The organism is Roseixanthobacter psychrophilus, from assembly GCF_043195195.1.
In the GTDB taxonomy this organism is placed as follows: domain Bacteria; phylum Pseudomonadota; class Alphaproteobacteria; order Rhizobiales; family Xanthobacteraceae; genus NCEH01.
On record NZ_JBAFWT010000001.1, the window covers coordinates 56828 to 82294 of the forward strand.

The 25467-nt window shown below is 64.6% G+C and carries 21 protein-coding genes and 1 pseudogene; 21 read left to right on the forward strand and 1 reads right to left on the reverse strand.

All coding sequences use genetic code 11. The features are described from left to right. Positions 1-434 precede the first annotated feature (434 nt). The 21 genes and pseudogenes from npdG to V5F77_RS00365 all read left to right on the forward strand — a co-directional run bounded on the left by npdG (position 435) and on the right by V5F77_RS00365 (position 23764). Positions 435-1100: an NADPH-dependent F420 reductase gene (npdG, locus tag V5F77_RS00265; protein WP_429003309.1), complete on the forward strand. Its 666-nt coding sequence runs from the start codon at positions 435-437 to the stop codon at positions 1098-1100. Positions 1101-1107: 7 nt separating this feature from the next. Next, complete coding sequence (gene cofE / locus V5F77_RS00270) at positions 1108-1875, forward strand: coenzyme F420-0:L-glutamate ligase (RefSeq protein ID WP_429003310.1); 768 nt, start codon at positions 1108-1110, stop codon at positions 1873-1875. Between the two features lie 8 nt (positions 1876-1883). Further along, positions 1884-2894, forward strand: coding sequence for a 2-phospho-L-lactate transferase (cofD, locus tag V5F77_RS00275; protein WP_429003311.1), 1011 nt, complete (start codon positions 1884-1886; stop codon positions 2892-2894). Beyond that, positions 2891-3604 carry a 2-phospho-L-lactate guanylyltransferase gene (cofC, locus tag V5F77_RS00280; protein WP_429003312.1) on the forward strand — a complete coding sequence of 238 codons (714 nt, stop codon included), beginning with the start codon at positions 2891-2893 and terminating at the stop codon, positions 3602-3604. The genes cofD and cofC overlap by 4 nt, the downstream gene beginning before the upstream one ends. Continuing rightward, positions 3601-6006 carry a 5-amino-6-(D-ribitylamino)uracil--L-tyrosine 4-hydroxyphenyl transferase CofH gene (gene cofH / locus V5F77_RS00285; RefSeq protein ID WP_429003313.1) on the forward strand — a complete coding sequence of 802 codons (2406 nt, stop codon included), beginning with the start codon at positions 3601-3603 and terminating at the stop codon, positions 6004-6006. Before cofC ends, cofH begins: the two co-directional genes overlap by 4 nt. Before the next feature lie 129 nt (positions 6007-6135). Continuing rightward, complete coding sequence (locus V5F77_RS00290) at positions 6136-7635, forward strand: pyridoxal-phosphate dependent enzyme (RefSeq protein WP_429003314.1); 1500 nt, start codon at positions 6136-6138, stop codon at positions 7633-7635. A 37-nt stretch (positions 7636-7672) separates the two neighbouring features. Further along, complete coding sequence (locus V5F77_RS00295; RefSeq protein WP_429003315.1) at positions 7673-8638, forward strand: CoA transferase subunit A; 966 nt, start codon at positions 7673-7675, stop codon at positions 8636-8638. Then, entirely contained in the window at positions 8631-9401 is a 771-nt protein-coding gene (locus V5F77_RS00300) for a CoA-transferase subunit beta (protein WP_429003316.1), read from the forward strand. The genes V5F77_RS00295 and V5F77_RS00300 overlap by 8 nt, the downstream gene beginning before the upstream one ends. An 86-nt stretch (positions 9402-9487) precedes the next feature. Continuing rightward, entirely contained in the window at positions 9488-10444 is a 957-nt protein-coding gene (locus V5F77_RS00305; RefSeq protein ID WP_429003317.1) for an LLM class flavin-dependent oxidoreductase, read from the forward strand. A 90-nt stretch (positions 10445-10534) separates the two neighbouring features. Further along, positions 10535-11809, forward strand: coding sequence for an ArgE/DapE family deacylase (locus V5F77_RS00310; protein ID WP_429003318.1), 1275 nt, complete (start codon positions 10535-10537; stop codon positions 11807-11809). Between the two features lie 247 nt (positions 11810-12056). After that, positions 12057-13282 (forward strand): annotated as a pseudogene (locus tag V5F77_RS00315) (diaminopropionate ammonia-lyase). Positions 13283-13643: 361 nt separating this feature from the next. Next, the gene (locus tag V5F77_RS00320) at positions 13644-14516 is read left to right on the forward strand and encodes a branched-chain amino acid ABC transporter permease (RefSeq protein ID WP_429003319.1); all 873 of its coding nucleotides are present in this window, start codon (positions 13644-13646) and stop codon (positions 14514-14516) included. Further along, positions 14513-15553 carry a branched-chain amino acid ABC transporter permease gene (locus V5F77_RS00325; protein WP_429003320.1) on the forward strand — a complete coding sequence of 347 codons (1041 nt, stop codon included), beginning with the start codon at positions 14513-14515 and terminating at the stop codon, positions 15551-15553. Before V5F77_RS00320 ends, V5F77_RS00325 begins: the two co-directional genes overlap by 4 nt. Continuing rightward, complete coding sequence (locus V5F77_RS00330; protein WP_429003321.1) at positions 15550-16341, forward strand: ABC transporter ATP-binding protein; 792 nt, start codon at positions 15550-15552, stop codon at positions 16339-16341. The genes V5F77_RS00325 and V5F77_RS00330 overlap by 4 nt, the downstream gene beginning before the upstream one ends. Further along, positions 16334-17050, forward strand: a complete 717-nt coding sequence (locus V5F77_RS00335; RefSeq protein WP_429003322.1) for an ABC transporter ATP-binding protein — start codon at positions 16334-16336, stop codon at positions 17048-17050. Before V5F77_RS00330 ends, V5F77_RS00335 begins: the two co-directional genes overlap by 8 nt. A 357-nt stretch (positions 17051-17407) precedes the next feature. Beyond that, complete coding sequence (locus tag V5F77_RS00340; protein WP_429003323.1) at positions 17408-18469, forward strand: ABC transporter substrate-binding protein; 1062 nt, start codon at positions 17408-17410, stop codon at positions 18467-18469. Continuing rightward, positions 18466-19245, forward strand: coding sequence for an ABC transporter ATP-binding protein (locus V5F77_RS00345; RefSeq protein ID WP_429003324.1), 780 nt, complete (start codon positions 18466-18468; stop codon positions 19243-19245). The genes V5F77_RS00340 and V5F77_RS00345 overlap by 4 nt, the downstream gene beginning before the upstream one ends. Positions 19246-19266: 21 nt before the next feature. Beyond that, positions 19267-20061, forward strand: coding sequence for an ABC transporter permease (locus V5F77_RS00350; RefSeq protein ID WP_429003325.1), 795 nt, complete (start codon positions 19267-19269; stop codon positions 20059-20061). A gap of 34 nt (positions 20062-20095) precedes the next feature. Then, complete coding sequence (locus V5F77_RS00355) at positions 20096-20881, forward strand: enoyl-CoA hydratase/isomerase family protein (protein WP_429003326.1); 786 nt, start codon at positions 20096-20098, stop codon at positions 20879-20881. After that, positions 20881-23007: an acetate--CoA ligase family protein gene (locus V5F77_RS00360; protein ID WP_429003327.1), complete on the forward strand. Its 2127-nt coding sequence runs from the start codon at positions 20881-20883 to the stop codon at positions 23005-23007. Before V5F77_RS00355 ends, V5F77_RS00360 begins: the two co-directional genes overlap by 1 nt. Positions 23008-23023: 16 nt before the next feature. Beyond that, on the forward strand, positions 23024-23764 hold the full coding sequence (locus tag V5F77_RS00365) for a GntR family transcriptional regulator (protein ID WP_429003328.1): 741 nt from the start codon (positions 23024-23026) through the stop codon (positions 23762-23764). Positions 23765-23822: 58 nt separating this feature from the next. Here the strand turns inward: V5F77_RS00365 and V5F77_RS00370 are convergent, their stop codons facing one another. Beyond that, entirely contained in the window at positions 23823-25298 is a 1476-nt protein-coding gene (locus V5F77_RS00370) for a DUF882 domain-containing protein (RefSeq protein ID WP_429003329.1), read from the reverse strand. Positions 25299-25467 lie beyond the last annotated feature (169 nt).

Below are 25467 nucleotides of genomic sequence, written 5' to 3' on the forward strand. Positions count from 1 at the left end.
TGACATCGTCTTGCTGCGATGAATAGGCGTTAAACGGCCCTCATGACACGCATGACGGACGTGTGCGCCGTCGGAAACTATCCGAAAACCAGCGTCGGACGTCAATCATTCTATATACCATCAGATAGGAAAACTCCTTCTGTCAAGACTCTCTTGCGTAATCCTCCAAGGAGGTGCAGCATTTTTTTAGGGCATATAGGGCATGAGGCGCCCCGGCTCACGGCAAACGCCTTGATAAATAATTGAAATTGCAAGATTTTCAGCGTCAGTTTTGGGGTTCCGAACAGGGACCAAATGCGATTGAAAAATTGAGTTGTCTTATCATTCTGTTTATAGCACCATTCGATTGTATCGAGACCTAAATCTCCTGGGCGAATGCGCCTGCGCTCCGCCTCAAGGGATTGTCCCAACTCAAAAAATCAGGAAAAGAGCCCATGCCCGGCGACGCCAAGCCCATTATCGGCATTCTCGGAGGAACGGGCGACCTCGGGTCGGGTCTGGCCAAATCCTGGGCGGCCGCGGGCTACAGCGTGGTGATTGGTTCGCGCAGCGCCGAGAAGGCCGCCGAAGCCGCCGCTGCCATGGGGCCCGGAGCGCGTGGCGCGGACAATATCGGCGCTGCCAGTGCGGCCGACATCATTGTGCTCGCCGTGCCGTTTTCGAGTCATGAGGCGACGCTTCTGGACGTGCGCGAGGCCGTGCAGGGCAAGATCGTGGTGGATGCTGCCGTGCCCCTGGTGCCGCCCAAGGTTTCCACTGTCCAGCTTCCCGCCGAAGGCTCGGCGGCTCAGATCGCGCAGGGTCTCCTGGGCGAAGGCGTGCGCGTGGTCTCCGCCTTTCATAATGTCGGCGCCACCAAGCTGCACGGTGGCGGCAAGGCCGATTGCGATGTGCTGGTGTTCGGCAATGACAAGGATGCCCGCGACCAGGTGATCGTGCTCGCCGGCGTGGTGGCGACGCGCGGCGTAGACGGGGGTGTACTGGCCAATTCCGCCGCCGCGGAGGCCCTGACCTCGGTGCTGATCGGCATCAACCGCCGTTACAAGGTGCCGGGCGCGGGCATCCGCATCACCGGCCTCGACATTCCCGCAGTGGGCTGAACCTGTCATGACCGCGCCCGCTTTGTCCCTGCACGCTTTACCGGGGATTCCCCTGGTGGAGCCGGGCGACGACCTCGCCGCGCTGCTTGGCGCGGCGCTGGAGGAAAGCGGGCTCGGGCTTTGCGACGGCGACATCCTCGTAGTCGCCCAGAAGATCGTCTCGAAAGCCGAGGGGCGCTATCTCGCTCTTGCCGACGTAACGCCCTCTGCGCGCGCGACCGAAATCGCCGTGCGCCTAGGCAAGGACCCGCGCCATGTGGAAGTCGTGCTTGGCGAATCTTCCGAGATCGTGCGGGAGGGGCCGCATGTCCTGGTGGTCGCCCACATCCTCGGCTTCGTCATGGCGAATGCGGGCGTCGACGAATCCAACATCGATCATACCGACGGCGCGCGCGTTCTGCTGCTTCCGCGCGATCCCGATGGCTCTGCCGCGGAATTGAAAGCCAAGCTCGACACCCGCTTCGGGGTCCGCGCCGGCATCGTCATCAACGACAGTTTCGGCCGCCCCTGGCGGAACGGGGTCATCGGCGTCGCGCTGGGTGCGGCGGGCGTGCCAGCGCTGGTGGATATGGTGGGCGCGCCGGACCTGTTCGGCCGCACCATGCGGGTGACGGAAATCGCCGTGGCGGACGAGCTTGCCGCTGCAGGCTCGCTCCTCATGGGCCAGGGCGACGAGGGCCTACCCGCCGTATTGGTACGCGGCTATCGCCGCGTTGCGCCGGAACGCCCTGCCGCAGCCCTGATCCGCCCCCGCGAACGCGATATGTTCCGATGAATGTTCCGATGAACGCGCCCCTCGCCGCGCCGCCGCTCCGCTCCGGGCCCATTGTCGCTTTGTGTGGCGGCGTAGGCGGCGCCAAGCTCGCCCTCGGCCTGGAGCGGGAATTCGGCGCGGACGTATCCCTGATCATCAATACCGGCGACGATTTCGAGCATCTCGGCCTGTTCATCTCGCCGGACCTGGACAGCGTGCTCTACAAGCTGAGCGGCCTCAGCGACGAGGGGCGCGGCTGGGGCCGGGCGGACGAGACATGGAATTTCATGGCATCCCTTGGTGAGCTTGGCGGGGAAACCTGGTTCCAGCTCGGCGACCGCGACCTTGCCGTGCATGTGGAGCGCACGCGGCGCCTGCACCTTGGGGAAAGCCTGACGCAGGTGACGGATTCACTGCGCGCGCGTCTCGGGATTTCCGCCCGCCTGCTGCCCATGAGCGATGCGCCGGTGCACACCCTGGTGCACACCGATGAGGGCATCCTGCCGTTCCAGCGCTATTTCGTGGAGCGCCGCTGCGCCCCGGCCGTCACCGGCTTCGCCTTCGAGGGTGCCCGCACGGCCCAACCGACGCGGGACGTCCTGGCCGCGCTCGCCGCACCTGACCTTCGAGCCGTGGTGATCTGTCCTTCCAACCCCTATCTCAGCATCGATCCCATCCTCGCCGTTCCCAGCCTGCGCGCCGCGCTTGCAGCCGTGCGGGCGCCCATCGTCGCGGTCTCCCCCATCATCGGCGGGCAGGCGATCAAAGGCCCGACCGCCAAGATCATGGCCGAGCTGAAGGTGCCCGCAACCTCGGCGGCCATCGCCTCCCATTACGGTTCGCTGATCGATGGCCTGGTGATCGACTCCGCCGACCGAGACGAGCGGGCGCGGATCGCAACGCCGGTGGAAGCCGTGCAAACCTTGATGAAAAGCGCCGAGGACAGCGCCCAATTGGCACGCGACGTGCTGCGCTTTGCCGATGTGCTGGCTACGGCGGGCGCGGTCATCCATTCCGACAGGAAGGCGGTGGGCCAATGAACCAGCATGTTTCCGCAAGCAGCTTCAATGCGCCCCGCGACCTCTGGGCCCTGGTGCCGGTGAAGCGCTTCGCGCTCGCCAAGCGCCGTCTCGCGCCTCAGCTTTCCCCTGCCGAACGCGCGGACCTCGCCAGGGCCATGCTGCGGCAGGTGCTGGGCGTGCTCGCCTCTTGTCGGGATCTCTCTGGCATCCTTGTCGTCACCAGCGATCCCGAGGCCATGGCGCTCGCCCGCGCCTTTGGCGCACATGTTCTGCCGGATGCGGTAGAGAGCGGTACCAATGCCGCCGTCCGCGCCGGCATGAGCGCCCTCGGCCGGGCTGGCAAGGGTGGCGTGATCGTGGTGCCCGGAGACGTGCCAGGCATCGTGCCGGCGGAAGTGGAAGCGGTGATCGACGCGCTCGCTCACACACCGCTGGTCCTCGTGCCGGCGATGCGTGACGGCGGCACGAACCTGCTGGCCACTTGCCCCCCGGACCGCCTCGCGCCCTGCTTCGGGCCCTCCAGCTTCGCCCGCCACCTGGAGGGCGCGCACGCTGCCGGCATCGTGCCGCAGGTGCTGCACCTGCCGGGCCTCGGCCGCGACATCGACGTAAGCGAGGATCTCGCCGCCCTGCCGGCCGCGTTCACTCCCGCCTTCTTTCCGTCCCGCGCCCGTCCTGGTCCGGTCCCGACCTTGTCTGCGCCGCTTGAGGAGCCGCTGCCCCTATGATTGCGTCTTTCCTCCTCGCCGACCTCTCCGCCGGTGCTCGCCTCTCCACCGAACAGGCGCTCGGCCTAGTGGAACTGAGCGATCTCTCCCCCCTGCTAGCAACTGCGGCGCAGCGGCGCGACCTGGCGCACGGAAATTTCGTCTCCTATTCGCGCAAGGTGTTCATACCGCTGACCCAATTGTGCCGCGACGTCTGCCATTACTGCACTTTCGCCCACGCGCCGCGGAAGGGCGAGCGCGCCTTCCTCTCTCGCGATGAGGTGCTCGCCATCGCCCGCGCCGGCCAGAAGGCAGGCTGCAAGGAGGCGTTGTTCACGCTCGGTGACAAGCCGGAGCTGCGCTACCAGTTCGCACGTGATGCCTTGGCCGAGCTCGGCCATCCCACCACCCTCTCCTATCTTGCCGAGATGGCGGAGCTGGTGTTCCGTGAGACCGGCCTGCTTCCCCACGTCAATCCCGGCCTGCTCGCCTCAGAAGATGTCGCGGCGCTTCGCCGTGTCTCGATCTCCCAAGGCATCATGCTGGAGAGCACCTCCGAGCGCCTCATGGCCAAGGGCGGCGCACACTACGGCTCGCCGGACAAGATTCCAGCGGCACGGCTGGAGACCATGCGCATCGCCGGCGAACACGGCGTGCCTTTTACCAGCGGCATTCTGATCGGCATCGGCGAGACGCGTGCCGAGCGGATCGAGGCGCTCGTCGCACTGCGCGATCTCAACGACACCTACGGGCACATCCAGGAAATCATCGTCCAGAATTTCCGCCCGAAGCCCGGCACCCGCATGGCCGATACGGAGGCGCCCTCCCTCGACGAGCATGTGTGGACCATCGCCATGGCGCGCCTGCTGTTCGAGCCGGCAATGAACATCCAGGCACCGCCCAACCTCAGCCCCGGCGCGCTCAGCAAGCTGGTGGCCGCCGGCATCAATGACTGGGGCGGTGTCTCGCCCGTCACGCCGGACCATGTGAATCCGGAAGCGCCCTGGCCGCATCTGCGGGTTTTGGAATCGGCGACGAAAGCAGCCGGCAAGACGCTAACCGAGAGGCTCGCCATCTATCCCGCCTTTGCCACCCATTCCGGACGCTGGGTGGACGAGGGGCTGCGCACCAAGCTGCTCGACCTCATCGACGGCGACGGCTGGCCGCGCGCCGATGACTGGTGCCCCGGCTCCACCGACCGCCTGCCGGCCAAGGAAGCCGCGCTGCTCAAGCCTTCGGCGCCCGCCAGCACGGACGGCGCACTGGCCCGCATTCTCGACCGGGCCGTTGCCGGCATCGCGCTGGACGAAGCGGAGATTGTGCGGCTGTTCAGGGCGCGTGATGAAGAATTCACAACTGTCTGCCGCGCGGCGGACGACCTGCGCCGCACGGTGAACGGCGATACGGTAAGCTATGTCGTCACCCGCAACATCAATTATACCAACATCTGCTATTTCAAATGCCAGTTCTGCGCCTTCTCCAAGGGCAAGCTGAGCGAGAATTTGCGCGGCCGCCCCTATGACCTGGAGATGGAGGAAGTGGCGGACCGGGTGCGCGAAGCCTGGGCACGCGGCGCGACCGAAGTCTGCATGCAAGGCGGCATCCACCCCTCCTACACGGGGCAGAAATATCTCGACCTCTGCAAGGTGGTGAAGGACGCGGTGCCACAGATGCACATGCACGCCTTCTCGCCCCTGGAGGTGAGCCAGGGCGCCAAGACGCTGGGCGTTCCGATCCCCGACTTCCTCGCCGCCCTGAAGGAAGCGGGCCTTTCCACCTTGCCCGGCACGGCAGCGGAGATCCTCGACGACGAGGTGCGCGCCCATCTGTGCGCCGACAAGATCAACACGCAGGAATGGCTGGACGTGATGCGCGCCGCCCATTCGCTCGGCCTGCGCTCCACCGCCACCATCATGTACGGCCACATCGAGCGCTATGAGCATTGGGCACGCCACATCATCCGTGTGCGCGACCTGCAGATGGAGACCGGCGGCTTTACGGAATTCGTGCCGTTGCCGTTCGTACACATGGAAGCGCCGATCTATCTGAAGGGGCGCTCGCGTAAGGGGCCGACCTTGCGCGAGGCGCTGCTCATGCATGCGGTGGCGCGGCTCGCGCTCCACCCGCACATCACCAATATCCAGGCCTCCTGGGTGAAGCTCGGCCCCGAGGGGGTGAAGCTTGCGCTCGCCGCCGGAGTGAACGACCTCGGCGGCACGCTGATGGACGAGACCATCTCCCGCTCCGCCGGCGCGAGCCACGGGCAGGAGATGACGCCGCGTTCCATGGAGATGATCATCCGCTCCGCCGGCCGGGCGCCTCGCATGCGCACCACCCTCTATGGCGATGCGCCCAAGCTGCATGGGGAGCGCGCCCGCAACGTGAACGCACCGACGGCCTTGCAGATCGCCGCCCAGGGCTGAGAAAACGCGACCGGACGCCGGTTTTGCAGCAAAAAAGATTTGCCATTCCCCAAGTGTATTGTACTAATAATAGTATGATAATATGACATTAGGTCGCCAGATCCGTTTCGGCGGGGGAGTTGTCTTGAGATGAGTGCAGCGCACGTACCCGGATCGGCTCCGGGCATCGTCAATGCTGAGCAGCGGCAGGCCGCGATCCGGCACATGCGGGACGCGGGCTTGAGCCTGCCGACCTTCGGCCAATTGGCCGATCCCTCGACCATTCCCGCCGAGCGTATCGCCGCCTTGGCGAACCTTGACCGCAACGCGCCCGACGGTGCCAATCTGTGGCGCATCCACTGGAACAACGCCGCCGACGGACGCGGCACGGTTTCGGTTCCCGACCACATCGTTCTGCCGAGCGCCCTCACCGGCGTCGCCGCCCCCATCGTGGTGCTGCTGGGCGCGCGCTTCCCGCTCATCGGCGCGCACAAAGTGCTGCCGGCCTATGCGGGCCTCGTCACGCAGCTCGTCACCGGTGCGTTCGATCTCTCCCACCACAAGGCGGTGTGGCCGTCCACCGGCAATTATTGCCGGGGCGGAATCGCCGTCTCGCGCATCATCGGCTGCGCCGGCGTTGCCGTGCTGCCGGCGGGCATGAGCCAGGAGCGCTTCGACTGGCTGGAGAAATGGGTTTCCGACCCCACCCACATCGTCCGCACGCCGGGCACGGAAAGCAACGTCAAGGAAATCTACGACGCCTGCAATGAAATGCAGAAGGATGAAAGCAACGTCATCCTGAACCAGTTCTCGGCCTATTCGAACTATATGGTCCACCGCGCCGCCACCGGCGCCGCCTGCGCCAGCGTGTTCGAAAACCTGAAGAGCCAGGCGCCGGGAAGCCGCCTCGCCGCGTTCGTCTCGGCCACCGGCTCGGCCGGCACCATCGCGGCGGGCGATCACCTCAAGGCCATCTACGGCACGCGCATCGCGGCGGTGGAGGCACTGGAATGCCCGACCCTGCTGGAGAACGGCTATGGCGAGCACAATATCCAGGGCATCGGCGACAAGCATATTCCGCTGATCCACAACGTCATGAACACGGATTTCGTGGTCGCCGTCTCGGACCGCGCCAGCGACCGGCTCAACCTGCTGTTCGGCACCGAGGTCGGCCGCGCCTATCTCGCCGACCGCAAGCAGATCGACCCGGCGCTGATCGCCGCGTTCGACAATGTGGGCATTTCCGGCCTCGCCAATATCGTGGCCGCCATCAAGCTCGCGAAATACATGCGCTATGGCGCGGACGACGTGGTGGTGACCATCGCCACCGACGGCGCCGGCCTCTACGAGACCGAGCGGGCGTCTTATCTCGCCAAGCATTACGGTGGCAGCTTCGATCAGGTCGACGCCGCCGAGAGCTACACCTTTGCCATCGAGGCGGCCTCCACCGCCGACATGCTGGAATTAAGCGAGAGCGACCGCCGGCGCATCTTCAACCTCGGCTATTACACCTGGGTGGAGCAGCAGGGGATCGCCTTCGAGGATTTCGAACGCCGCAAGCACCAATCCTTCTGGGACGGGCTTGCCGCGCAGCTCCCGGTCTACGACCGGCTGATTGAAGACTTCAATGCGGAAGTAAACGCCTCCTAGCAAAGCAAAAGCTTCCAGGGACAAAAAGGAGACGAAGGTGACGGCATCAGGCGTAACGCCCTATGCGCAGTTGCGCGAAGACCTCTCGCAGCGGGACAAGAGCCTGCGCGAGAAGGTCGTGACGCTGGAGGAGGCCGCCTCCTTCGTGCCCGACGGCGCGAGCGTGGGCCTCGGCGGCTCCACCATGTCGCGCACGCCCATGGCGATGATCTGGCAGCTCATGCGCTCGCGCAAGAAGGGCCTCACCTGCTCGCGCAGCATCATTTCCACCGATGGCGATTTGCTGTTCGGCTCCGGCATCTGCGACCACATCATCACCAGCTGGTTCGCCCAAGGCATCCTGTGGGGCCTGTCCAAGGTGATGCGCCACCATGTGGAGAACGGCGGCGCCAATTATGAGGAATGGAGCCACATGGCGGTCGGCATGCGGTTCCGCGCCGGCGGCATGGGCGTGCCGTTCTTGCCGATCCGCTCCATGCTCGGCTCGGACGTGCTGCGCATTCGCCCCGAGGCGAAGGAGATCGACTGCCCCTTCACCGGCGAAAAGTTGCTGCTGGTGCCGGCCCTCAATCCCGATGTCGCCCTGATCCACGTTCAGCGCTGCGACGCCTACGGCAATGCGCAGATGGACGGGCTGCAATTCATGGACATCGACCTCGCCATGGCGGCGAAGCGGGTGATCCTGACCACGGAGCGCATCGTCTCCAACGACCAGATCCGCCGCGCCCCCGACCAGACGAAGATCCCGTTCTTCTGCGTCGATGCGGTGGTGGAAGTGCCCTATGGCTCGGCCCCGCACGAATGCTACGGGCTGTATGAGCCGATGATGAAGCATATGTCGCAGTACGTCGCCCAGGTGAACAAGGCGCCCGTCGAGGGCATGCGCGAATACCTGGAAAAATACGTCTACGGCCCCGCCTCCTGGAACGAATACCTCTCGCTCATCGGCCTTGAGGAAATCCTGGAAGCCAGCCAGCGCGGACGGAGCATCTACAATGACTGAGGCGCATCGCTACACGGCGACGGAAATTCTCGCCATCCTCAGCGCCCGCCAGCTCAAGGACGGGCAAGTGGTGTTCGCCGGCGTCGGCATTCCCCTGCTCGCCGCGACCCTGGCCCAGCGCCTGCGCTGCCCCGGCCTCACCATCCTGTTCGAGGGCGGCGTGGTGGGCGCGTTCGTGGAGCCCGGCAAGCTGCCGCCCTCCACCAACGACCAGCGCTGCACCAAGCGCGCCAACATGGTGCTCGGTTCCACCGACGTGCTGCTGCTGCTCCAGCGCGGCTATGTGGACATCGGCTTCATGGGCGGCGCGCAGATCGACCAGTTCGGCAATCTGAACTCGTCCTTCATCGGCGATCCCGCGCACCCCAAGACCCGCCTGCCCGGCACCGGCGGCGGCAATGACATCTCCTCCCTCACCAACATGATCGTGGCCATGAAGCACGAGAAGCGGCGGTTCGTGGAGCAGGTGGACTTCATCACCAGCCCCGGCTTCCTCCGCGGCGGCACCTCGCGCGCCGACAGCGGGCTGCCGGCGGGCGGCATGTTCCGCGTCATCACAGAGCTTGCGGTGTTCGGCTTCGACGATGCCGAGCGGCGCATGAAGGTGCTCGCGCTCAATCCCGGCGTCAGCCGCGAGGAAGTGCAGGACAACACCGGCTTCGACCTGGTGTTCGATGCCCAGAACGCCATCACCGAGCCGCCGACCGAACACGAATTGTCGACCCTGCGGATGCTCGATCCCGAGCGCCTATTCACCGCCTGACCTCAACTTAAGTCAACGCGTTTTCTCTCCCGCGAACCGACAACCGTTTCGCCCGAAAACGCTCCAGGGCCAATGGAGGAACAAGAATGACCATCCTGTCCAAGACCTTCGGGGTCGCCTCGCGCAACTTCACGGCCTATCCCGAAATGCCCGATGCCCCCGGCCTCGTCGAGTACGGCGTGAAGTGCGAAGAACTCGGCTACGATTCCATCTGGGTGTGGGATCACATGCTGCTCGGCGTGGAGCCGAACTTCCCGATCATCGATTCCCTGACGGTGCTGACCGCCATTGCCGCCCGCACCACCCGCATCAAGCTCGGCACCGGCATCCTGGTCCTGCCGCTGCGCAATGCGGTTGCGCTCGCCAAGCAGCTGTCCAGCATGGACCAGCTCTCCAAGGGCCGCATGGTCATGGGCATGGCGTCCGGCTGGTACAAGCGCGAATTCGATGCCATGGGCATCCCGTTCGAGAAGCGCGGCAAGATCATGGATGAGAATCTGGAGATTCTGAACCGCCTGTTCACCGAAGACAAAGTCGACGGCGAATACATGTTCCACAAGATCTCCGCAGCCGTGATGTATCCCAAGCCCTACCAGAAGCCCCGCATGCCGATCCTGATCGGCGGCTATGTGGACAAGGTGCTGCAGCGCGCCGCCACCGTCGGCGACGGCTGGCTGACCTATTTCTACCGCCCGGAGGACTTCAAGAAGTCCTGGGCTAAAATGCGCAACTTCGCCGAAGAGGGCGGCAAGGATCCCGATGCCCTGCTCAACGCTTCCCAGCTCCCAATCATGGTCGGCGATTCCCGCGCCGCCGTGGAGGGTGAGATGATGGATTGGCTGAACAAGGAATGGGATTTCCCGGCCTACAGCGACTGCACGCGCGAAAGCGCGATCATGGGCAATGTCGACGAGTGCGTCGCCCAGCTCCAGGAGCAGATCGACGCTGGCGTCCAGAAGATCATCTTCGTTCCCTACAAATATCGCCCCGATCAGGTCGAGGTGATCGCGAAGGAAATCATTCCCCGCCTCAAAGCCCTCTGAGGCGGTGCCTCCAGCCCCCGGATCCAGGTCCGGGGGCACTTTCTTTTGTATACCGCGCACACCGCCAAGAATCCTTCCGGAGACACAGCAATGAGCGACCCGAATCGTCAGGCCCTGCTGGACACCATTGATGCCAATCGCGACAAGGCGATCACGTTCCTGCAGAAGATGATCACCATTCCGAGCGTCACAGGCGACGAAGCGGCGATCCAGAACTTCCTCAACGAGTACATGACCAATATCGGCCTTGACGTCGATATGTGGGAGACCGACTGGGAAGAACTAAAGAAACACCCCGGCTATCGCCCCGTCGACCGCGGCTATGAGAACCGCCCCAATATCGTCGCGACCTTCAAGGGCGCCGGCGGCGGGCGCTCGCTGCTGCTGAACGGCCATACCGACGTGATCCCCGTGGGCAACGGCGAAGGCTGGAGCGACAATCCCTGGTCCGGCCTGATCCGGGACGGTCGCATTTACGGGCGCGGCTCGGCCGATATGAAGAGCGGCGTCGCCAGCCACATCATGGCTGTCGAATTCATGAAGGAGCTCGGCCTCCAGCCCAAGGGCGATGTCTACATCAACGTCGTGATCGATGAGGAAGTCAGCGGCCACGGCACGCTCGACACCGTGATCCGCGGCTATAAGGCGGACGCCGGCATCTCCGGCGAGACCAGCGACCTGCACGTGCAGCCCGCCTGCATCGGCCGCATCTGGTTTGAGATCGAGATCAACGGCAAGCCGGCCGGTATTCAGCAGCGCTACAAGGGCATCTCCGGCATCACGCTCGGCAACAAGATTGCCGCCGCGGTACAGGAGCTTGAGGACGAGCGGGTCGCCACCGTCACCCACCCGCTCTACCCTAACGCCCTCGATTCCCTGCCCTGCATCATCGGTAGCTTCCAGGCCGGGAATTATCCGAGCGCCTTCCCCGCCACCTGCCTGCTCAAGGGCTCCATCGGCACGGTTCCGGGCGAGGACCATGAGGGTGTCAAGCAGAGCCTCGTGAAGAAGATCGCCGAGCATGCCGCGCGCGACCCTTGGATGAAAGACCATCCTCCCGTGGTGCGGTTCGTCGGCTATGACGCCGAAGCCTCCGAAATCGCCCACGATCATCCCATCGTCGATATCGTGAGCAAGACATACACGGAAATCTCCGGCCTCCAGCCGATCATCTCCGGTCGCCAAGGCGCAGCGGACACCCGCTTCCTGAACCTCTATGCCGACACCCCGACCGTAATCTTCGGACCCGGGTCCACGGCCGTGATGCACTCGAACGACGAATATGTGTCGATCGAGGACTACATCACCGCCATCAAGGTGATGGCACTGAGCATCTACGACTGGTGCGGTGTCGAGAAGAAGTGAAGCTTCCTTTTCTTACGTCGTGACATCCGGCGGCCGGTTCGAAAGAGCCGGCCGTTTTCTTTGGGTCGCCTTCCTCACGACACGCGGCAGCGCTGGGATGGAGCAGCAACTCGATCTATTCCGAACGCGAGCCAAAGCGCCTCTTACTCGGCATCAGACGCAACATCATTGCATCCAGATCGACGATTCAGAGCGCCGTTCGCGCTCTCCGCACACTAACGTTGCGCGAAGAGCACAGGAACGCGGCATGCTTATTCCCAATGCACACCCCCTTCATGGCCTTCCCTTGGAGGCGCAAGACGCGGACTGTCTGTCGTTGACGGCGGCAGACGAAGTGGAGCGATTTCTCGCCCATCGGCCCGAGCATGTTCCGACCCCACTCCATCTGCTGCCCGCCCTTGCCCGCGAACTGAAGGTGGCTGAGATCGCGGTGAAGGACGAGAGCACCCGGCTCGGCCTCGGCAGCTTCAAGGCGTTGGGCGGTTCCTACGCGGTGATCCGCCTCGTGCTGGAGGAAGCGAGCCGCCGGCTCGGCCGCTCCGTGGACATCGGTGAGCTGCTCATCCCCGACATCCGGGCCATCGCGCAGACCATGACATTTGGCTGCGCCACCGACGGCAATCACGGACGCTCGGTCGCAGCCGGCGCGCAATTGGTCGGCGCCACCGCCGCGATCTTCGTGCATTCCGGCGTCAGCCCCGACCGGGTCGAGGCAATCGCCCGCTTCGGCGCTCATATGATCCATGTTCCCGGCACCTATGACGATGCGGTGGACGAAGCGACACGTCGGTGCGGGGCCGAAGGCTGGACCATCGTTTCGGACACCTCCTGGCCGGCTACGAGCGCATCCCCGGCCTGGTGATGCAGGGCTACACCGCGATGATTCGCGAAGCCCTCGCCGCGATGCCCCAGCCACCCACCCATGTGTTCATGCAAGCCGGCGTCGGTGGCCTGGCAGCGGCCGTGGCCGGACATCTCGCGGTCATCTACGGCGCGTCACGCCCGCGCTTCATTGTGGTGGAGCCGGCACGCGCCGCCTGCCTGCTAGAAAGCGCCAAGGCCGGCAAGCCGGTGAAGATTGAGGCGAGCGAACCCACCATCATGGCGATGCTGGAATGCTATGAGCCCTCGCTCGTAGCCTGGCGCATCCTCTCACGCGCCGCCGATGCCTTCATGACCGTGGACGAAACGGACGCCGAGGGCATCATGCGGCGCCTCGCGCGGCCGCTGCCGGGCGATCCCGCCATTGTCTCGGGAGAGAGCGGCGGCGCCGGCCTCGCGGGTCTGGTGCGGGTGGCGCAGAATGAGAATCTGCGGGCCTTCATCGGCATCAACGAAAGCTCTCGCGTGTTCGTCATCAACACCGAGGGCGCGACCGATCCTGGCCGATACGAGGCGGTTGTGGGCGCCAGCGCTGCTGAGGTTGCCGGCGCATCCAGCGCACCCGCTCGCTCCAGCGACGCGACGGTGTAGAATTCAAGGTCCACGCTGCCACGGGACTTGCAATCCCCCTCACCACTCGTATTATTGTGCTAATAATAATACGTTTGAGTTTTCGGTTGTTTTTCGCTCGCTGCGTTGCAGACGCTCCAAGTCATTCGCACCATCAGCAGACTGACGATGTGCGCCATGCAAGCAGCCGAACACTTCGGACAATAATGATAACCGGTACGCTGTTCACGCAGTGAGGCAGGCCGGATACCTCCAGCGGGAAATTGACGGCGGGTCGGTCCTCCTCCTTCCTCAGCTTCTCGGGATCCATGGGTTCCGCCGTGCCGGCCGCGAACATGCGCAGTCCGTACCGGCCTCGACGGAGCCGCCAGAAGGAACGGTCATGGACCAGTTGCTGCAACATCTTGCCAATGCGCTCATCATGGGTGGCACCTACGCCCTGTTGGGCATCGGGTTGACGCTGATCTTCGGGATCATGCGCGTCGTGAACTTCACCCACGGCGAACTCTACGCGCTCGGCGCCTACATGATGTATTTCATCGCCGGCATGCTGGGGCTCAACTTTTTCCTGGCCATCGCCTTTGCCATCTTTGCCGGTCTGCTGCTCGGCGCGGTTATCGAGCTGGTGCTGCTGCGACCCAAGCGGACCGCCGACATCGACACCACCATGCTGCTGATGATCGGTGCCTGGATCGTGTTGCAAAATGTGGAGACGCTGACCTGGGGCAGCGTTGCCAAATCCATTCCCTCGCCGCTCCCCACCGAACCGCTGGTGATCGGTCCGGTATCGCTCTCCTGGCTGCGTCTTCTGGTGCTTGGCCTCGCTCTGGTGCTGATCGCAGGGACCTATGCCCTCATCAACCGCACCAAGCTCGGCAAAGCGATGCGCGCGACATTCCAGGACAGCAGCACCGCAGCCTTGATGGGCGTGAACATCAACTTCGTCTACACCATGACTTTCGCGCTCGGATCGAGCCTCGCGGCGGCGGCGGGCGCTCTGCTCGGCCCGGTGTTCGTGGTGACCCCCACCATGGGCGACCTCGCCTCGCTCAAAGCCTTCGCCATTGTGATCCTCGGCGGGCTCGGCAGCATTTCGGGCGCCACGATCGGCGGGTTCATCCTCGCCTTCGTGGAGGAATTGGGGGCCGGCTACATCTCGTCCGGCTACCGCGACGCCATGGGCTTCATCATCATCATCCTGGTTCTTCTGTTCCGGCCCACCGGCCTGTTCGCGCGCGTGGAGCGTATCGGATGAGACGCCTGCTTCCTTATCTCGTCATCCTCTTCTTCGCGTCGGTACCGCTTTGGTTGAAGGACCAGTATTTCCTGCACACGCTGGTGGTCTCGGGCATCTTCATCCTGGCCGCGCTGAGCCTCAACCTGCTGCTCGGCTATACGGGACAATTGAGTCTCGGCCACGTCGCCTTTTTCGGCATCGGCGCATATGTCAGCGCCCTGACCACACTCGGGTTCGAGGTCACGCTGTTCGGTCACACCTTCGTGCACGGCCAATGGCCCGCAGTGGTGGGGCTGGCACTGGGCACGGTGATCGCAGGCCTGTGCGGCTATATCATCGGGCGGCTGTCGTTCCGCGTGCGCGGCGCCTATTTCGTCATCGTCACGGTGAGCTTCGCCGAGGTGACGCGCCTCGTCGCCCTCAATTGGGTGGAACTCACCAATGGCCCGCTGGCCCTGCCCGGCATCCCGCCGCTGACCCTCGGCTCCAGCCTCACCGGCTTCGTGACCCTATGGGCGAAATGGCAGAACTATTACGTGGTCCTGTTCTTCATCCTGGTCGGCTACGTCATCATCAAGCGAATTGTGAACTCGCCCTATGGGCGGGCCATGATCGCGCTGCGTGAGAACGAATCCCTCGCCATGTCGGTTGGCATCGACGTGACGCGCTATCTGGTGCTTGCGGCAATCATCTCCGCTGCGATGGCCGGGGCGGCCGGCGGGCTCTATGCCCATTACCTGCAGATCATCGACCCCATGATCTTCATGTTCCTCAATACGGTGACCATGGTGATCATGGTGATCACCGGAGGAAAGGGCACCCTCGCGGGGCCCCTGGTGGGAGGCCTGATCTTCGGCATCGCACCGGTTCTGCTACGCGAGTATGTCGGGCCGGAGGTGCAGTGGATCCTCTATGGCGTGCTGATGATCCTGATCGTCTTCATCCTGCCGCAGGGCATCGTGCCGGCGATCGAGCGCTGGTTCGCGCTGCCGCCCTCGGGGCCCACTTCCAAGGCCGCTCCGATGACGCTGGACGAAAAGGGGGAGCGCGCATGAACGCCTTCGCCAAAGCCAACATCGCGCTGTCCATCGAACATGTGGCGGTGCATTTCGGCGGCCTCGTCGCCATTGCGGACATGAACTTCGATGTGCGCGAAGGAGAACTGGTCAGCCTTATTGGTCCCAACGGGGCGGGCAAGACCACAGCCTTCAACGTCATCACCGGCTTCCTGCGCCCGACCAAGGGACAGGTGACGTTTCGCGGCACCTCGCTCAACGGGTTGAAGCCCCACCAAGTGACCAATCTCGGCCTGGTCCGGACCTTCCAGCGCACCAGCGTGTTCGACAAGAACACCGTGTTCGAGAATGCGCTCATTGGCCTGCATCGCCGCAACCGCGCGACCCTGTTCGGCACCTTGCTCGGCTTGCCACGGGAAAAGCGCGAGGAGGAGAAACTGCGGGAAGAGGCGTGGGACATCCTGCGCCTCGTCGGCATCGAGCAGCAGGCTGGCGAACTCGGCGGCAGCCTGCCCTATGGCGACCAGCGCCTGCTGGGCGTCGCCCTGGCGCTGGCGGCCAACCCCTCGGCCCTGCTGCTGGACGAGCCGGTTTCCGGCATGAACGCCACCGAGACCGCGAACTTCATCAAGATCCTCCGGAAGATCCGCGCGCGCGGCGTCACCATTCTGCTGGTGGAGCACGACATGCCCATGGTGATGGGAATTTCCGACCGCATCGTCGTGCTCAACCACGGCCGGATCATTGCGGAAGGCCCGCCGAGCAAGATCCAGAACGATCCCGAAGTGATCCGGGCCTATCTCGGCCAAGGGGTGAAGCATGCTTGAGATCCGCAACCTCGTCTGCCGCTATGGCAAGGTCACGGCCCTCAAGGGTATCTCCCTCAAGGTCGAGCGTGGGCAACTGGTCGCGCTGGTTGGGGCGAACGGGGCCGGGAAAAGCACCACCCTGCGCTCGGTCTCCGGGCTCGTGCCCGCCGCGAGCGGACAGATCCTGTTTGACGGCGAGGACATCACCCGCGCCTCCCCGGCGCGCATTCTCGGCAAGGGCATTGCGCATTGCCCGGAAGGCCGGCGGGTGTTCGGCCAGATGAGCGTCGCCGAGAACCTGGAGATGGGCTGTTTCCTGCGCTCCGACGGCAAGGCGATCGCGGCCGATATGGCCCACATCTTCGAGCAGTTCCCCCGCCTTGCCGAGCGCCGCCGGCAGATCGCCGGCACGTTGTCCGGCGGCGAACAGCAAATGCTGGCCATCGGCCGGGCGATGATGTCGCGACCCAAGCTGATCTTGTTCGACGAGCCCTCGCTCGGCCTCGCGCCGAACATCGTCGAGCAGGTATTCGAAATCATCCAGGGCATCCGCGCCGCCGGCACCACCGTGCTGATGGTCGAGCAGAACGCCTATGCCGCCTTGGAGATGTGCGACTATGCCTATCTTCTGGAAACCGGCACGCTGGCGCTAGAAGGCAGCGGGCAGGCCCTGATCGCGGATCCGCATGTGCACGAGGCCTATCTCGGCGGTGGCCTGTCCCATTGACCTGTGTTCCAGAGTACGCAGGGCGCGCCGGCACCCTGATCAAAATGCGGGCGGCATAAACGCCATGCCCGCCGGCAAACTTGCCGACACATTGAAGGAGGGGGTTGCGCATGTGGCCTCCTCCTTTTTTATTTCCCTTTGTTTTCCCTGCTGTAACACGCACTACTCTTTTCGCGGGCGACCACGGCACGTTCAGGCGGATGTCTGGCGCGACCTTTTCGGGAGGGCGCGATCTGCCGCCATAAGGCGGCGCTCGCCAAACATGCAGGCGAGATGAAAAAAGCGTCTTGACTCAAATCTAGATGACTAGTCTTCTACTTCTACCAGCGTCGAAGAACGCATCCAGAGGTAGCAACAATGTCATCGCTTCACGCACGTCTTGCGGCGGGCCTTTTGCTCGTCGCGTCCTGCCTCCCAGCCTCCGCGCAGACCAAGGTGCGCTATCTGCTCACCTCTCCGAGCCCGACCGTGGCCGAGGCGCCCCACTCCTCCGTTCCCGAGACGCTCGGGTTCTGGAAATCCCAGGGCCTGGATGTGGAGGTCTCTCCCTTCAGCGGATCGACAGCCGCGGCCCAATTGGTGATTGCCGGCACCGCCGAATTCACCATGGCGAGCCCTGAGGCTCTGCTCTTCGGTCGCCAGGACGGCGCAAAGATCATCGCGGTCTACAATCATGTGCGCGAGCCGATCTATACAATCGCGGTCCTGAAAGACAGCGGCATCACCCAGTTGAAGGACCTGAAGGACAAGACCATCGGCGTGGTCAGCCTGTCGAGCGGTGCCGTGCCCGTGGCCAAGGCGATGCTGCGGTCCATCGGCTTCGATCCCGAGAAGGACGTCAAGTGGCTCCCCATCGGGCTCGGTGCACAAGCGGCCGCCGCCATCAAGGCCAACCGCGTGGACGCGCTCGCTTTGTGGGACTGGAGCTATGCCCAGCTTGAGAATTACGGCCTCGCCTTCCGCCATTTCGAGACGCCGGAAACCTCCAAGCTGCTCAGCCTGATGCTGCTCGGCAACGAGGATTATGTGAACGCCAATCCGACCGTCGCCGAGAAGATGGGCCGCGGCATCGCCATGGGCACCCAGTTCACGCTGGCCAATCCGGAAGCGGCGGTGCGCATCCACTGGCAGAAGTATCCCGCCTCCAAGCCGACCAACATTTCCGAGGAACAGGCGCTTAAGGACGCGATCCACATCCTCCAGGCCCGGCTCGCCAAGTACAAGATCGAAGGCCGCGCGGATCCTCGCTTCGGCGCCTTCACCCGTGAGGAGTGGTTGCAGACGGAGGATTTCTTCTACAACGCCGGGCTGATCAAGTCGAAGCCGGACGTCAGCACCTATTACACCAACAAATTCGTTGAATATTACAATGCCTTCGACAAAAAGGCGATCATCGCCCAGGCGAAAGACTACAAATGACCGGCCAGGGTGCGCCTGCAATCGCAATCCGGGAGGTCAGCAAGACCTTCCGGTCCCGATCGAACGATGTGGTCGAGGCCCTGCGAGAAACCTCTCTCGATATCGAAGACAAGCAGTTCGTCTGCATCATCGGTCCATCGGGCTGCGGCAAGAGCACCTTGCTGCGCATGATCGCCGGTCTTGAGAAGGCGTCGGCCGGCACGATCGCGATCCGTGGCTCCACCATCACCGGTCCGCGCCGCGACACCGGGCTGGTGTTCCAGACTCCGGTTCTGCTGCCCTGGCGCACGATCCTCAAGAACGTGCTGGTGCCGGCGGAAGTGCTGAAGCTGAACCGCCGCGAGGCGGAGGCACGCGCGAAGGACCTGCTCCATCTCGTGGGTCTTGAAAAGTTCATGGACCGCTATCCCGACGAGCTGTCCGGCGGCATGCGCCAGCGTGCCGCCATCGCCCGCTCGCTGATGCACGATCCCGACGTGCTGCTGATGGATGAGCCGTTCGGCGCGCTTGATGCGCTGACACGGGAATCCATGAATCTCGAACTGCTGCGCATCTGGCAGGCGAGCGCAAAGACGGTGGTGCTGGTTACCCATTCGATCGAGGAGGCGCTGCTGCTCTCCGACAAGGTGGCGGTCTTCTCGCCCCGCCCCGGCTCGATCATCGAGGTGGTGGACGTGCCCTTGCCGCGTCCGCGCAGCAGTCGCACCCGCGTCGATCCCGTGTTCGTGGAGCTTGCCGACAAGCTGCGCGCATACTTCGCCTCGGACCCGCATTGAGCGCATCGGAAAGCAAACGCCATGAATTCGCGCCTCAAGCAAATCCTCCATCGCTACGGCCCGCCGCTGGTCGCGGGCATCATCATCTTCGGCCTTTGGGAGGCGCTGCCCCGCCTGTTCGGCGTGTCGGCGCTGCTCATCCCGCCGCCGTCGTCCGTGCTGCGGGCGCTCTGGATCATCTTCGATCGCGGGCTGCTGGTGGGGGCGACCCTCGTCACCTTGTTCGAGGCGCTCTCCGGCTTTCTCATCGGCTCCGCTGCGGCGGTGGCCTGCGCGTTCCTCGTCACCCGCTCCGAACTGATCGAGCGCGCGCTGATGCCCTATCTCGTGGGCTTCCAGGCCCTGCCGAAGGTGGCGCTCGCCCCGCTGATCGTGGTGTGGGTGGGCATCGGGATCGAGTCCAAGATCGCCATCGCCGCGATCATCTCCTTCTTCCCGGTGCTCATCAACGCCATCATCGGCTTCTCGACCATCGAAGCCGAGAAGATCGACCTGATGCGCTCGCTGGTGGCCTCGCGCTGGCAGGAATTCCACATGGTGGTGTTCCCCAATTCACTGCCCTTCATCTTCGCCGGATTGAACGTTGCGATCGTCTTTTCCATCACCGGCGCGCTGGTGGGTGAATTCATCGGCGCCGACCGGGGCCTCGGCAATCTGCTGATGCAGCTGAACTACAATATGGACGTGTCGGGCATGTTCGCGGTGCTGGTGGTGCTGGCCCTGCTCGGCATCGCGCTGCACGCCATGGTGCGCTTCTTCCATGTGCGCCTGGTGTTCTGGGGGAAGCCCAAGGGTCTCCAGGGCAGCGACCATTGACTCTCGAAATAGAAAACAAGATCGGAGAAAGTTCATGAGCGATCCTCTCGTGAAGATCGCGCGCGACGGCCATGTCGTGACGCTCACCCTCAACAATCCGCCCGTGAACGCGCTCTCCTCCGCCGTGCTGGAAGCCTTGATCGCGGCGCTGGACACCGTGGAAGCCGAGGGCGAGGCGCGCTGCGTCATCCTTACCGGCACAGGCGAAAAGGCCTTCAGCGCCGGCGGCGACTTGCGCCAGGAGCGCGATTTCGGCGGACCGGAAGCCGCCAAGGCGTTCCGCGAACTCGGCCGGCGCACGCTGAACCGGCTGGAGGGCTATTTCGTGCCCGTGGTCAGCGCCATCCACGGCTATTGCATCGGCGGCGGCACGGCCATCGGCTGGGTGTGCGACATCCGCATCGCGGCGGACAACGCCATCTTCCGCGCTGGCGATGCCTATATCGGCATGGTGCCGAGCTGGGGCATGGGCCTCACGCGCCTGCCGCGCCTGGTCGGCCGCAACCGCGCGCTCGACATCCTGTTGATCGGCGAGAATTTCGACGCCAAGACCGCGCAGGAGATCGGCCTCATCACCAAGGTGGTGCCACGCGAGAAGCTGATGGAAGAGGCCACCGCCATCGCCCGCCGCATCTCCAAGGCGTCCCCGAATGCGATCCGTGCCACCCGCGAGGCGATCGCCTTCAACATGCGCGAAGGCTGGAGCGCCATGGCGCAGTTCGAGGAGGAGATCTGCCAGCAAGTGTTCTCCCATCCAGACGCCCATGAGGGCCCGAAGGCCTTCACCGAAAAGCGCGAGCCGGTTTTTGCGAGGGTTTGATGGGTATCGAGAGTCTGCTGCGGCCGCGCTCTATCGCCATTGTCGGCGCGTCCGACAAGGTGGGGCCGGGCCTGAACGCCTGGAACGCCCTTCAGCATGTGGGATTTGAGGGACAAGTCCATCTGGTGAACCCCCGCCGGGCCGAACTGCTGGGCCAGAAAGCCTATGCCAGCCTCGCCGAGATCCCAGGCACCGTGGATGCGGTGTTCGTGGCGGTGGGGGCGGACGCGGTGGCCGGCGTTGCGCGCGAGGCGGTGACGAAGGGCGCGGGCGCCCTCGTCATCCTCTCCAGCGGGTTCGGCGAAACCGGGCCGGAGGGCGTCGCAGCGCAGGCGGAGCTGGTTGAAATCGCCCGAGCGCACGATCTCGCAGTGTGCGGCCCCAATTGCCTGGGCCTGCTGAATTTCGCCGGCAAGACCGCGCTGTTCGGCACCTCGCTGCCGGACCAGATCGCGCGTGGCGGCATCGCGGCGGTGCTGCAGAGCGGCTCGGTGGGCATCGCCCTGCTGAATTCCGCGCGCGGCCTCGGCTTCAGCTATGTGGTGACCTCCGGCAACGAGGCCGTGACCAGCGCCGCGGATTATATCGAGGCGTTCCTGGACGACCCGGCGGTGACGACCATCGTGGTGTTCGCCGAGCAGATCAAGAAGCCCCAGCATTTCATCGCGGCCCTGCGGCGCGCGCGGGCGAAAGGCAAGCCGGTCATCGTGCTGAAGAGCGGCCGCTCGGCCAAGGGACAGGAAGCGGTGAAGGCCCATACCGGCGCGGTCGCAGGCAGCGTCGAAGCCTGTGATGCCGCGCTCGCGGACGCGGGCGCGATCCAGGTGTTCTCGCTCGACGAATTGATCGAGACCGCCTTGCTGGTCTCGCAGCTGGCGCAGGTGCCGACAGGGCGCAAGGCGGCGGCGCTCTCGCTCTCCGGCGGGGAAATCGCGCTCGCGCTCGACATGGCGGAGGAGGTGGGCTTTGAATTTGCCCCCATCGCCCCGTCCACGGCGGAAGAATTGACCCGCCTGCTGCCGGATTATGCCCATATCGGCAACCCGCTCGATCTCACCTGGGCCGGCTTGTACGATCCGGAGGTGGCACGCGGCTGCGCCCGTGCGATCACCAGCCAGGAGGACGTGGGGCTGCTGGTGCTGTTGCAGGACGCGCCGTTTGGGCTCGGCGCACAGCAAGCGGCGCGTTATTCCGCGCTGCTGAAATCCGTGGCAGCGGGTGCGCAGGACAGTGGCAAGCCATTGGTGGCGCTGTCCAATCTTTCCGACCAGCCGCATGTGGAGCTGAACGCCGCCGCCACCGCGCTCGGCGTCCCCTATCTGCGCGGGACCCGCGCTGGCATGATGGCGCTCTCGCGCTATGGCCGCTGGGCGGCGGCGCAGGCGCCGGTTCGCGCCGAAGGGCTTTCCGCCCACGCCCCGCTCGCCCGGGCGCGCATGAGCGCGATCCCCGCCTCCCGCCTTGCCACCGAGCGCGAGGCGAAGGAGGTGCTGGCGGCCTATGGCATCGCCGGCCCGCGCGAAATCCAGGTCACGACCGCCGATGAGGCGGTGCGTGCGGCGCAGGCTCTCGGCTATCCCGTGGTGCTGAAAGGCCTGGTGGAGAACCTGGTGCACAAGTCCGACGCCGGCCTCGTGAAGGTGGGACTGAAAACCCCCGACGACGTGCGCCACGCCGCCGAACGCATGCTCGAAGCCGCCGACGCGGTGGGAACCGGCGCGGTGCTGGGCCTGCTGGTGCAGGAGCAGGCATCTCCCATCGCCGAGCTGTTCGTGGGTGCGCGCGTCGATCCCGATTTCGGCCCGCTGATCGTAGTGGGCGCCGGCGGCGTGGAAGTCGAACTCTACAAGGATGTGGCTGTGCGCATCGCGCCCATCACGCGGGGAGAGGCGCTCGAAGCCCTGCACGCCACGCAAGTATCACGTCTTTTGAATGGCTGGCGCGGCAAACAGCCCGCGGACAAGATGGCGGTTGCGCAAACCATCAGTGCACTTTCGATTTTTCTTTCAGATTTCGCCGACGACATCTCCGAGGTGGAGATCAATCCTCTTGCTGTATTTGCGGAAGGGCTGGGTTGCAGCGCACTCGATTGCGTGATTATACCAAAAGCAGCCCGTCCCGATTGAAAGTCCAGTGCGTCCGATGAACGAAAGCAACCTCGCCGCCGCAGACATTGGCCGGGCCGCCGCTTCCTACCGTGAGATCAAGTCGCGCATCATGGACCGCCGCTACGTGCCCGGCGAGAAACTGAGCGAAGTGCGCCTTGCGGCGGAATTGGGGGTGGGCCGTTCGCCCATCCGCACCGCCCTGGCCCGCTTGCAGGGAGAGGGCTGGATCGCCGTTTCCCCCCAGAGCGGAACCTATGTGCGGGGCCTGACGGATGCTGAGATGAACGAGGTCTTTGAGCTGCGCCTGATCTTGGAGCCTGCCGTTGCCGGCTTGGCCGCCGAGCGCATGGCTGACCAGGAACTCTCAAAGCTCCGGCACGCATTCGAAGCCTTCGGTACGGAAATCGCCGAAGGGAGGGTGGAAGAATATCTCGCCCTCGACCTGCAGACCCACCGCGCCATCTACAGTGCCGCCGGCAACCATCTGATCCACGGCATCTTGGTGAACCTGCTGGACAAGGTGCATTGGATCCAGCGGGCAAGCGTTGGCTCGCCGCCACGCCAGACCCGTGCTTTCGGCGAAATCCGCGATCTTCTGGCCGCGCTCGAGTCGCGCGATGCGGATCGGGCCGCAAGCGTCATGCGCACCCATATCCTGCGCACGGCGAAGTTCCGCAACCTGCCAGCCGGGTTGCCCGGCGCGACTGCCGAGGCGGCCGCCCCCAGCAAGGAAAAGCCAGAACCTGCCCGCCGCCGCAGCCGCGCGGCCGGCTGAACCGGTCGCGCGCAAAGGCGCGGTGCTCCAAAAGACCCGAGCGCAGTACACGATGCCGTTAGGGCAAGCGCTCCGTCAGGCGCACATTGGCAGATGCGAACATATAGGTGGGCAGCGAGGCGATGGCCGGGCCCGAGAAGCGCTGGGTCGAAAGCCCTGCGGTCGCATCATAGGAGAAGCCCATCGCGACAACCTCGCGCGGTGCGGTCAGGAAGGCCGTGAACACCCGCATTTCCGGTGCCCGCAGATAGGGTTCTGCGGTCAGGCTGGGCGCCAGGAACATGCGGCCGAAGGGAATTTCCGCAGCTTTGGCCTTTTCACGGAGCCGCGGCTGCGGCCCGGCGGACATCACCAAATTCTGCGGCATGCCGCCCATGGGATCGTTTGCCGAGGCGTAGCCGAGCGCTGGAGCAATTGGTGCGTCGGTGCCGCGGGTGATGACCGCGGGCAACGGCACCGGGGCGAGGCTCGCGGTCTGTACGGGAACGGCTGGCGCGGGGGTATTGGGTCGCTTCAGCGGGAGAGGCGCGAGCGTCGCCTGCGCCGTTACCTGGGCCGTGGCGAGAGTGGCGGCAATCTCGACCGGGCGCGCGGAGGGCAGCGGCGCAGCGGCGACCCTGGTGGGAGCCGGAGTGTCGTCATCGTCCTTGACTGGCGAGGTCTTCGCGGTCGCAACCTGGGTGCGGGCCGGCGGCGCCTCGTCCGCCCCCTCGTCCTCGTCCCCGCCCTTCTTGCCGAATAGCGCGGAGAAGAAATTCTTGATGCCTTTTCCAGCATCGTTGGAGGCCACCATGGTGGGCGCCGACGTACCGCGCGCCTCCAGCTCGGCGACCGCTGCGTTATAATTGACGAGCGGCTTGCCGTCTGCAGGGATATGCACGGTCTTGCCGTCCGGGAACACCTTGACGAGCTGGTCGTGGGTCATGCGCGGCCACATACGGACGCCGCCGGTGTCCATGTGCACGAAGGGGGAGCCGGACGTGGGATAGAAGCCGACGCCGCCGCGTTGCAGGCGGAGGCCGGCGGCGCGCAGATCGGCGAGATTCACGCCGGGAATATAGAAATCCATCGCCTTGCCGCGGGTGTGCTGGCTCTGCTGGGCAACGCCCTTGCTGCGGGCCCGAAGCATGGCGTTGGTGGCCGGTGAGCGATAGCCGCACACCACATGGATGCTCTCCGTGGCGTCGACTTCGCGATAGACCTCCCAGATCAGGTCGAACAGCTGGGGATCCATGTCGGTGGGTTCGTCCTTGCGCCAGTCGCGCAGGATCCAGTTGAGCTTCTTGAGCACCTCGGGGTCGTACCGGCCCTCCTTCTTGAAGGTGAAGGCGCCCTTTTCCCCGGTGTGCATGTTCTGGATGTAGATCGTGCGGGTATCGCCGTTCGCGACCGCATTCTGCAGAGACGTGGCACCGCCCGCCACGACGGCGACGGCGATCGCGAAACACCTTACCCCTCTTGCCAGCGCGGCGCGGGATAGGGTCGGCGATGCGGAACGGGAGGTTTTTTGCAAAGGCTCGAACCCGAGGCTCATATTCATCTCAGTCGCGCAACCGGCTGGTCGCGTGACGCGAAGCTCAACAGAGTCTTATCGGGTTCGGTTAAGGGCGCGTTGACGCCCCGTGCCCCTACCCCAAGCTTGCCCGGTTTTTGATCCGGTTCACAAGGTCACAGCAGCGTGACTAAAGGGCGAGTATGGCAAA

Excerpts from the sequence above, each read along its gene's own strand:
- npdG (WP_429003309.1), top strand. The coding sequence starts at position 435 with ATGCCCGGCGACGCCAAGCCCATTATCGGCATTCTCGGAGGAACGGGC.
- cofE (WP_429003310.1), top strand. The coding sequence starts at position 1,108 with ATGACCGCGCCCGCTTTGTCCCTGCACGCTTTACCGGGGATTCCCCTG.
- cofD (WP_429003311.1), top strand. The coding sequence starts at position 1,884 with ATGAACGCGCCCCTCGCCGCGCCGCCGCTCCGCTCCGGGCCCATTGTC.
- cofC (WP_429003312.1), top strand. The coding sequence starts at position 2,891 with ATGAACCAGCATGTTTCCGCAAGCAGCTTCAATGCGCCCCGCGACCTC.
- cofH (WP_429003313.1), top strand. The coding sequence starts at position 3,601 with ATGATTGCGTCTTTCCTCCTCGCCGACCTCTCCGCCGGTGCTCGCCTC.
- V5F77_RS00290 (WP_429003314.1), top strand. The coding sequence starts at position 6,136 with ATGAGTGCAGCGCACGTACCCGGATCGGCTCCGGGCATCGTCAATGCT.
- V5F77_RS00300 (WP_429003316.1), top strand. The coding sequence starts at position 8,631 with ATGACTGAGGCGCATCGCTACACGGCGACGGAAATTCTCGCCATCCTC.
- V5F77_RS00305 (WP_429003317.1), top strand. The coding sequence starts at position 9,488 with ATGACCATCCTGTCCAAGACCTTCGGGGTCGCCTCGCGCAACTTCACG.
- V5F77_RS00310 (WP_429003318.1), top strand. The coding sequence starts at position 10,535 with ATGAGCGACCCGAATCGTCAGGCCCTGCTGGACACCATTGATGCCAAT.
- V5F77_RS00320 (WP_429003319.1), top strand. The coding sequence starts at position 13,644 with ATGGACCAGTTGCTGCAACATCTTGCCAATGCGCTCATCATGGGTGGC.
- V5F77_RS00325 (WP_429003320.1), top strand. The coding sequence starts at position 14,513 with ATGAGACGCCTGCTTCCTTATCTCGTCATCCTCTTCTTCGCGTCGGTA.
- V5F77_RS00330 (WP_429003321.1), top strand. The coding sequence starts at position 15,550 with ATGAACGCCTTCGCCAAAGCCAACATCGCGCTGTCCATCGAACATGTG.
- V5F77_RS00335 (WP_429003322.1), top strand. The coding sequence starts at position 16,334 with ATGCTTGAGATCCGCAACCTCGTCTGCCGCTATGGCAAGGTCACGGCC.
- V5F77_RS00340 (WP_429003323.1), top strand. The coding sequence starts at position 17,408 with ATGTCATCGCTTCACGCACGTCTTGCGGCGGGCCTTTTGCTCGTCGCG.
- V5F77_RS00345 (WP_429003324.1), top strand. The coding sequence starts at position 18,466 with ATGACCGGCCAGGGTGCGCCTGCAATCGCAATCCGGGAGGTCAGCAAG.
- V5F77_RS00350 (WP_429003325.1), top strand. The coding sequence starts at position 19,267 with ATGAATTCGCGCCTCAAGCAAATCCTCCATCGCTACGGCCCGCCGCTG.
- V5F77_RS00355 (WP_429003326.1), top strand. The coding sequence starts at position 20,096 with ATGAGCGATCCTCTCGTGAAGATCGCGCGCGACGGCCATGTCGTGACG.
- V5F77_RS00360 (WP_429003327.1), top strand. The coding sequence starts at position 20,881 with ATGGGTATCGAGAGTCTGCTGCGGCCGCGCTCTATCGCCATTGTCGGC.
- V5F77_RS00365 (WP_429003328.1), top strand. The coding sequence starts at position 23,024 with ATGAACGAAAGCAACCTCGCCGCCGCAGACATTGGCCGGGCCGCCGCT.
- V5F77_RS00370 (WP_429003329.1), bottom strand. The coding sequence starts at position 25,298 with ATGAGCCTCGGGTTCGAGCCTTTGCAAAAAACCTCCCGTTCCGCATCG.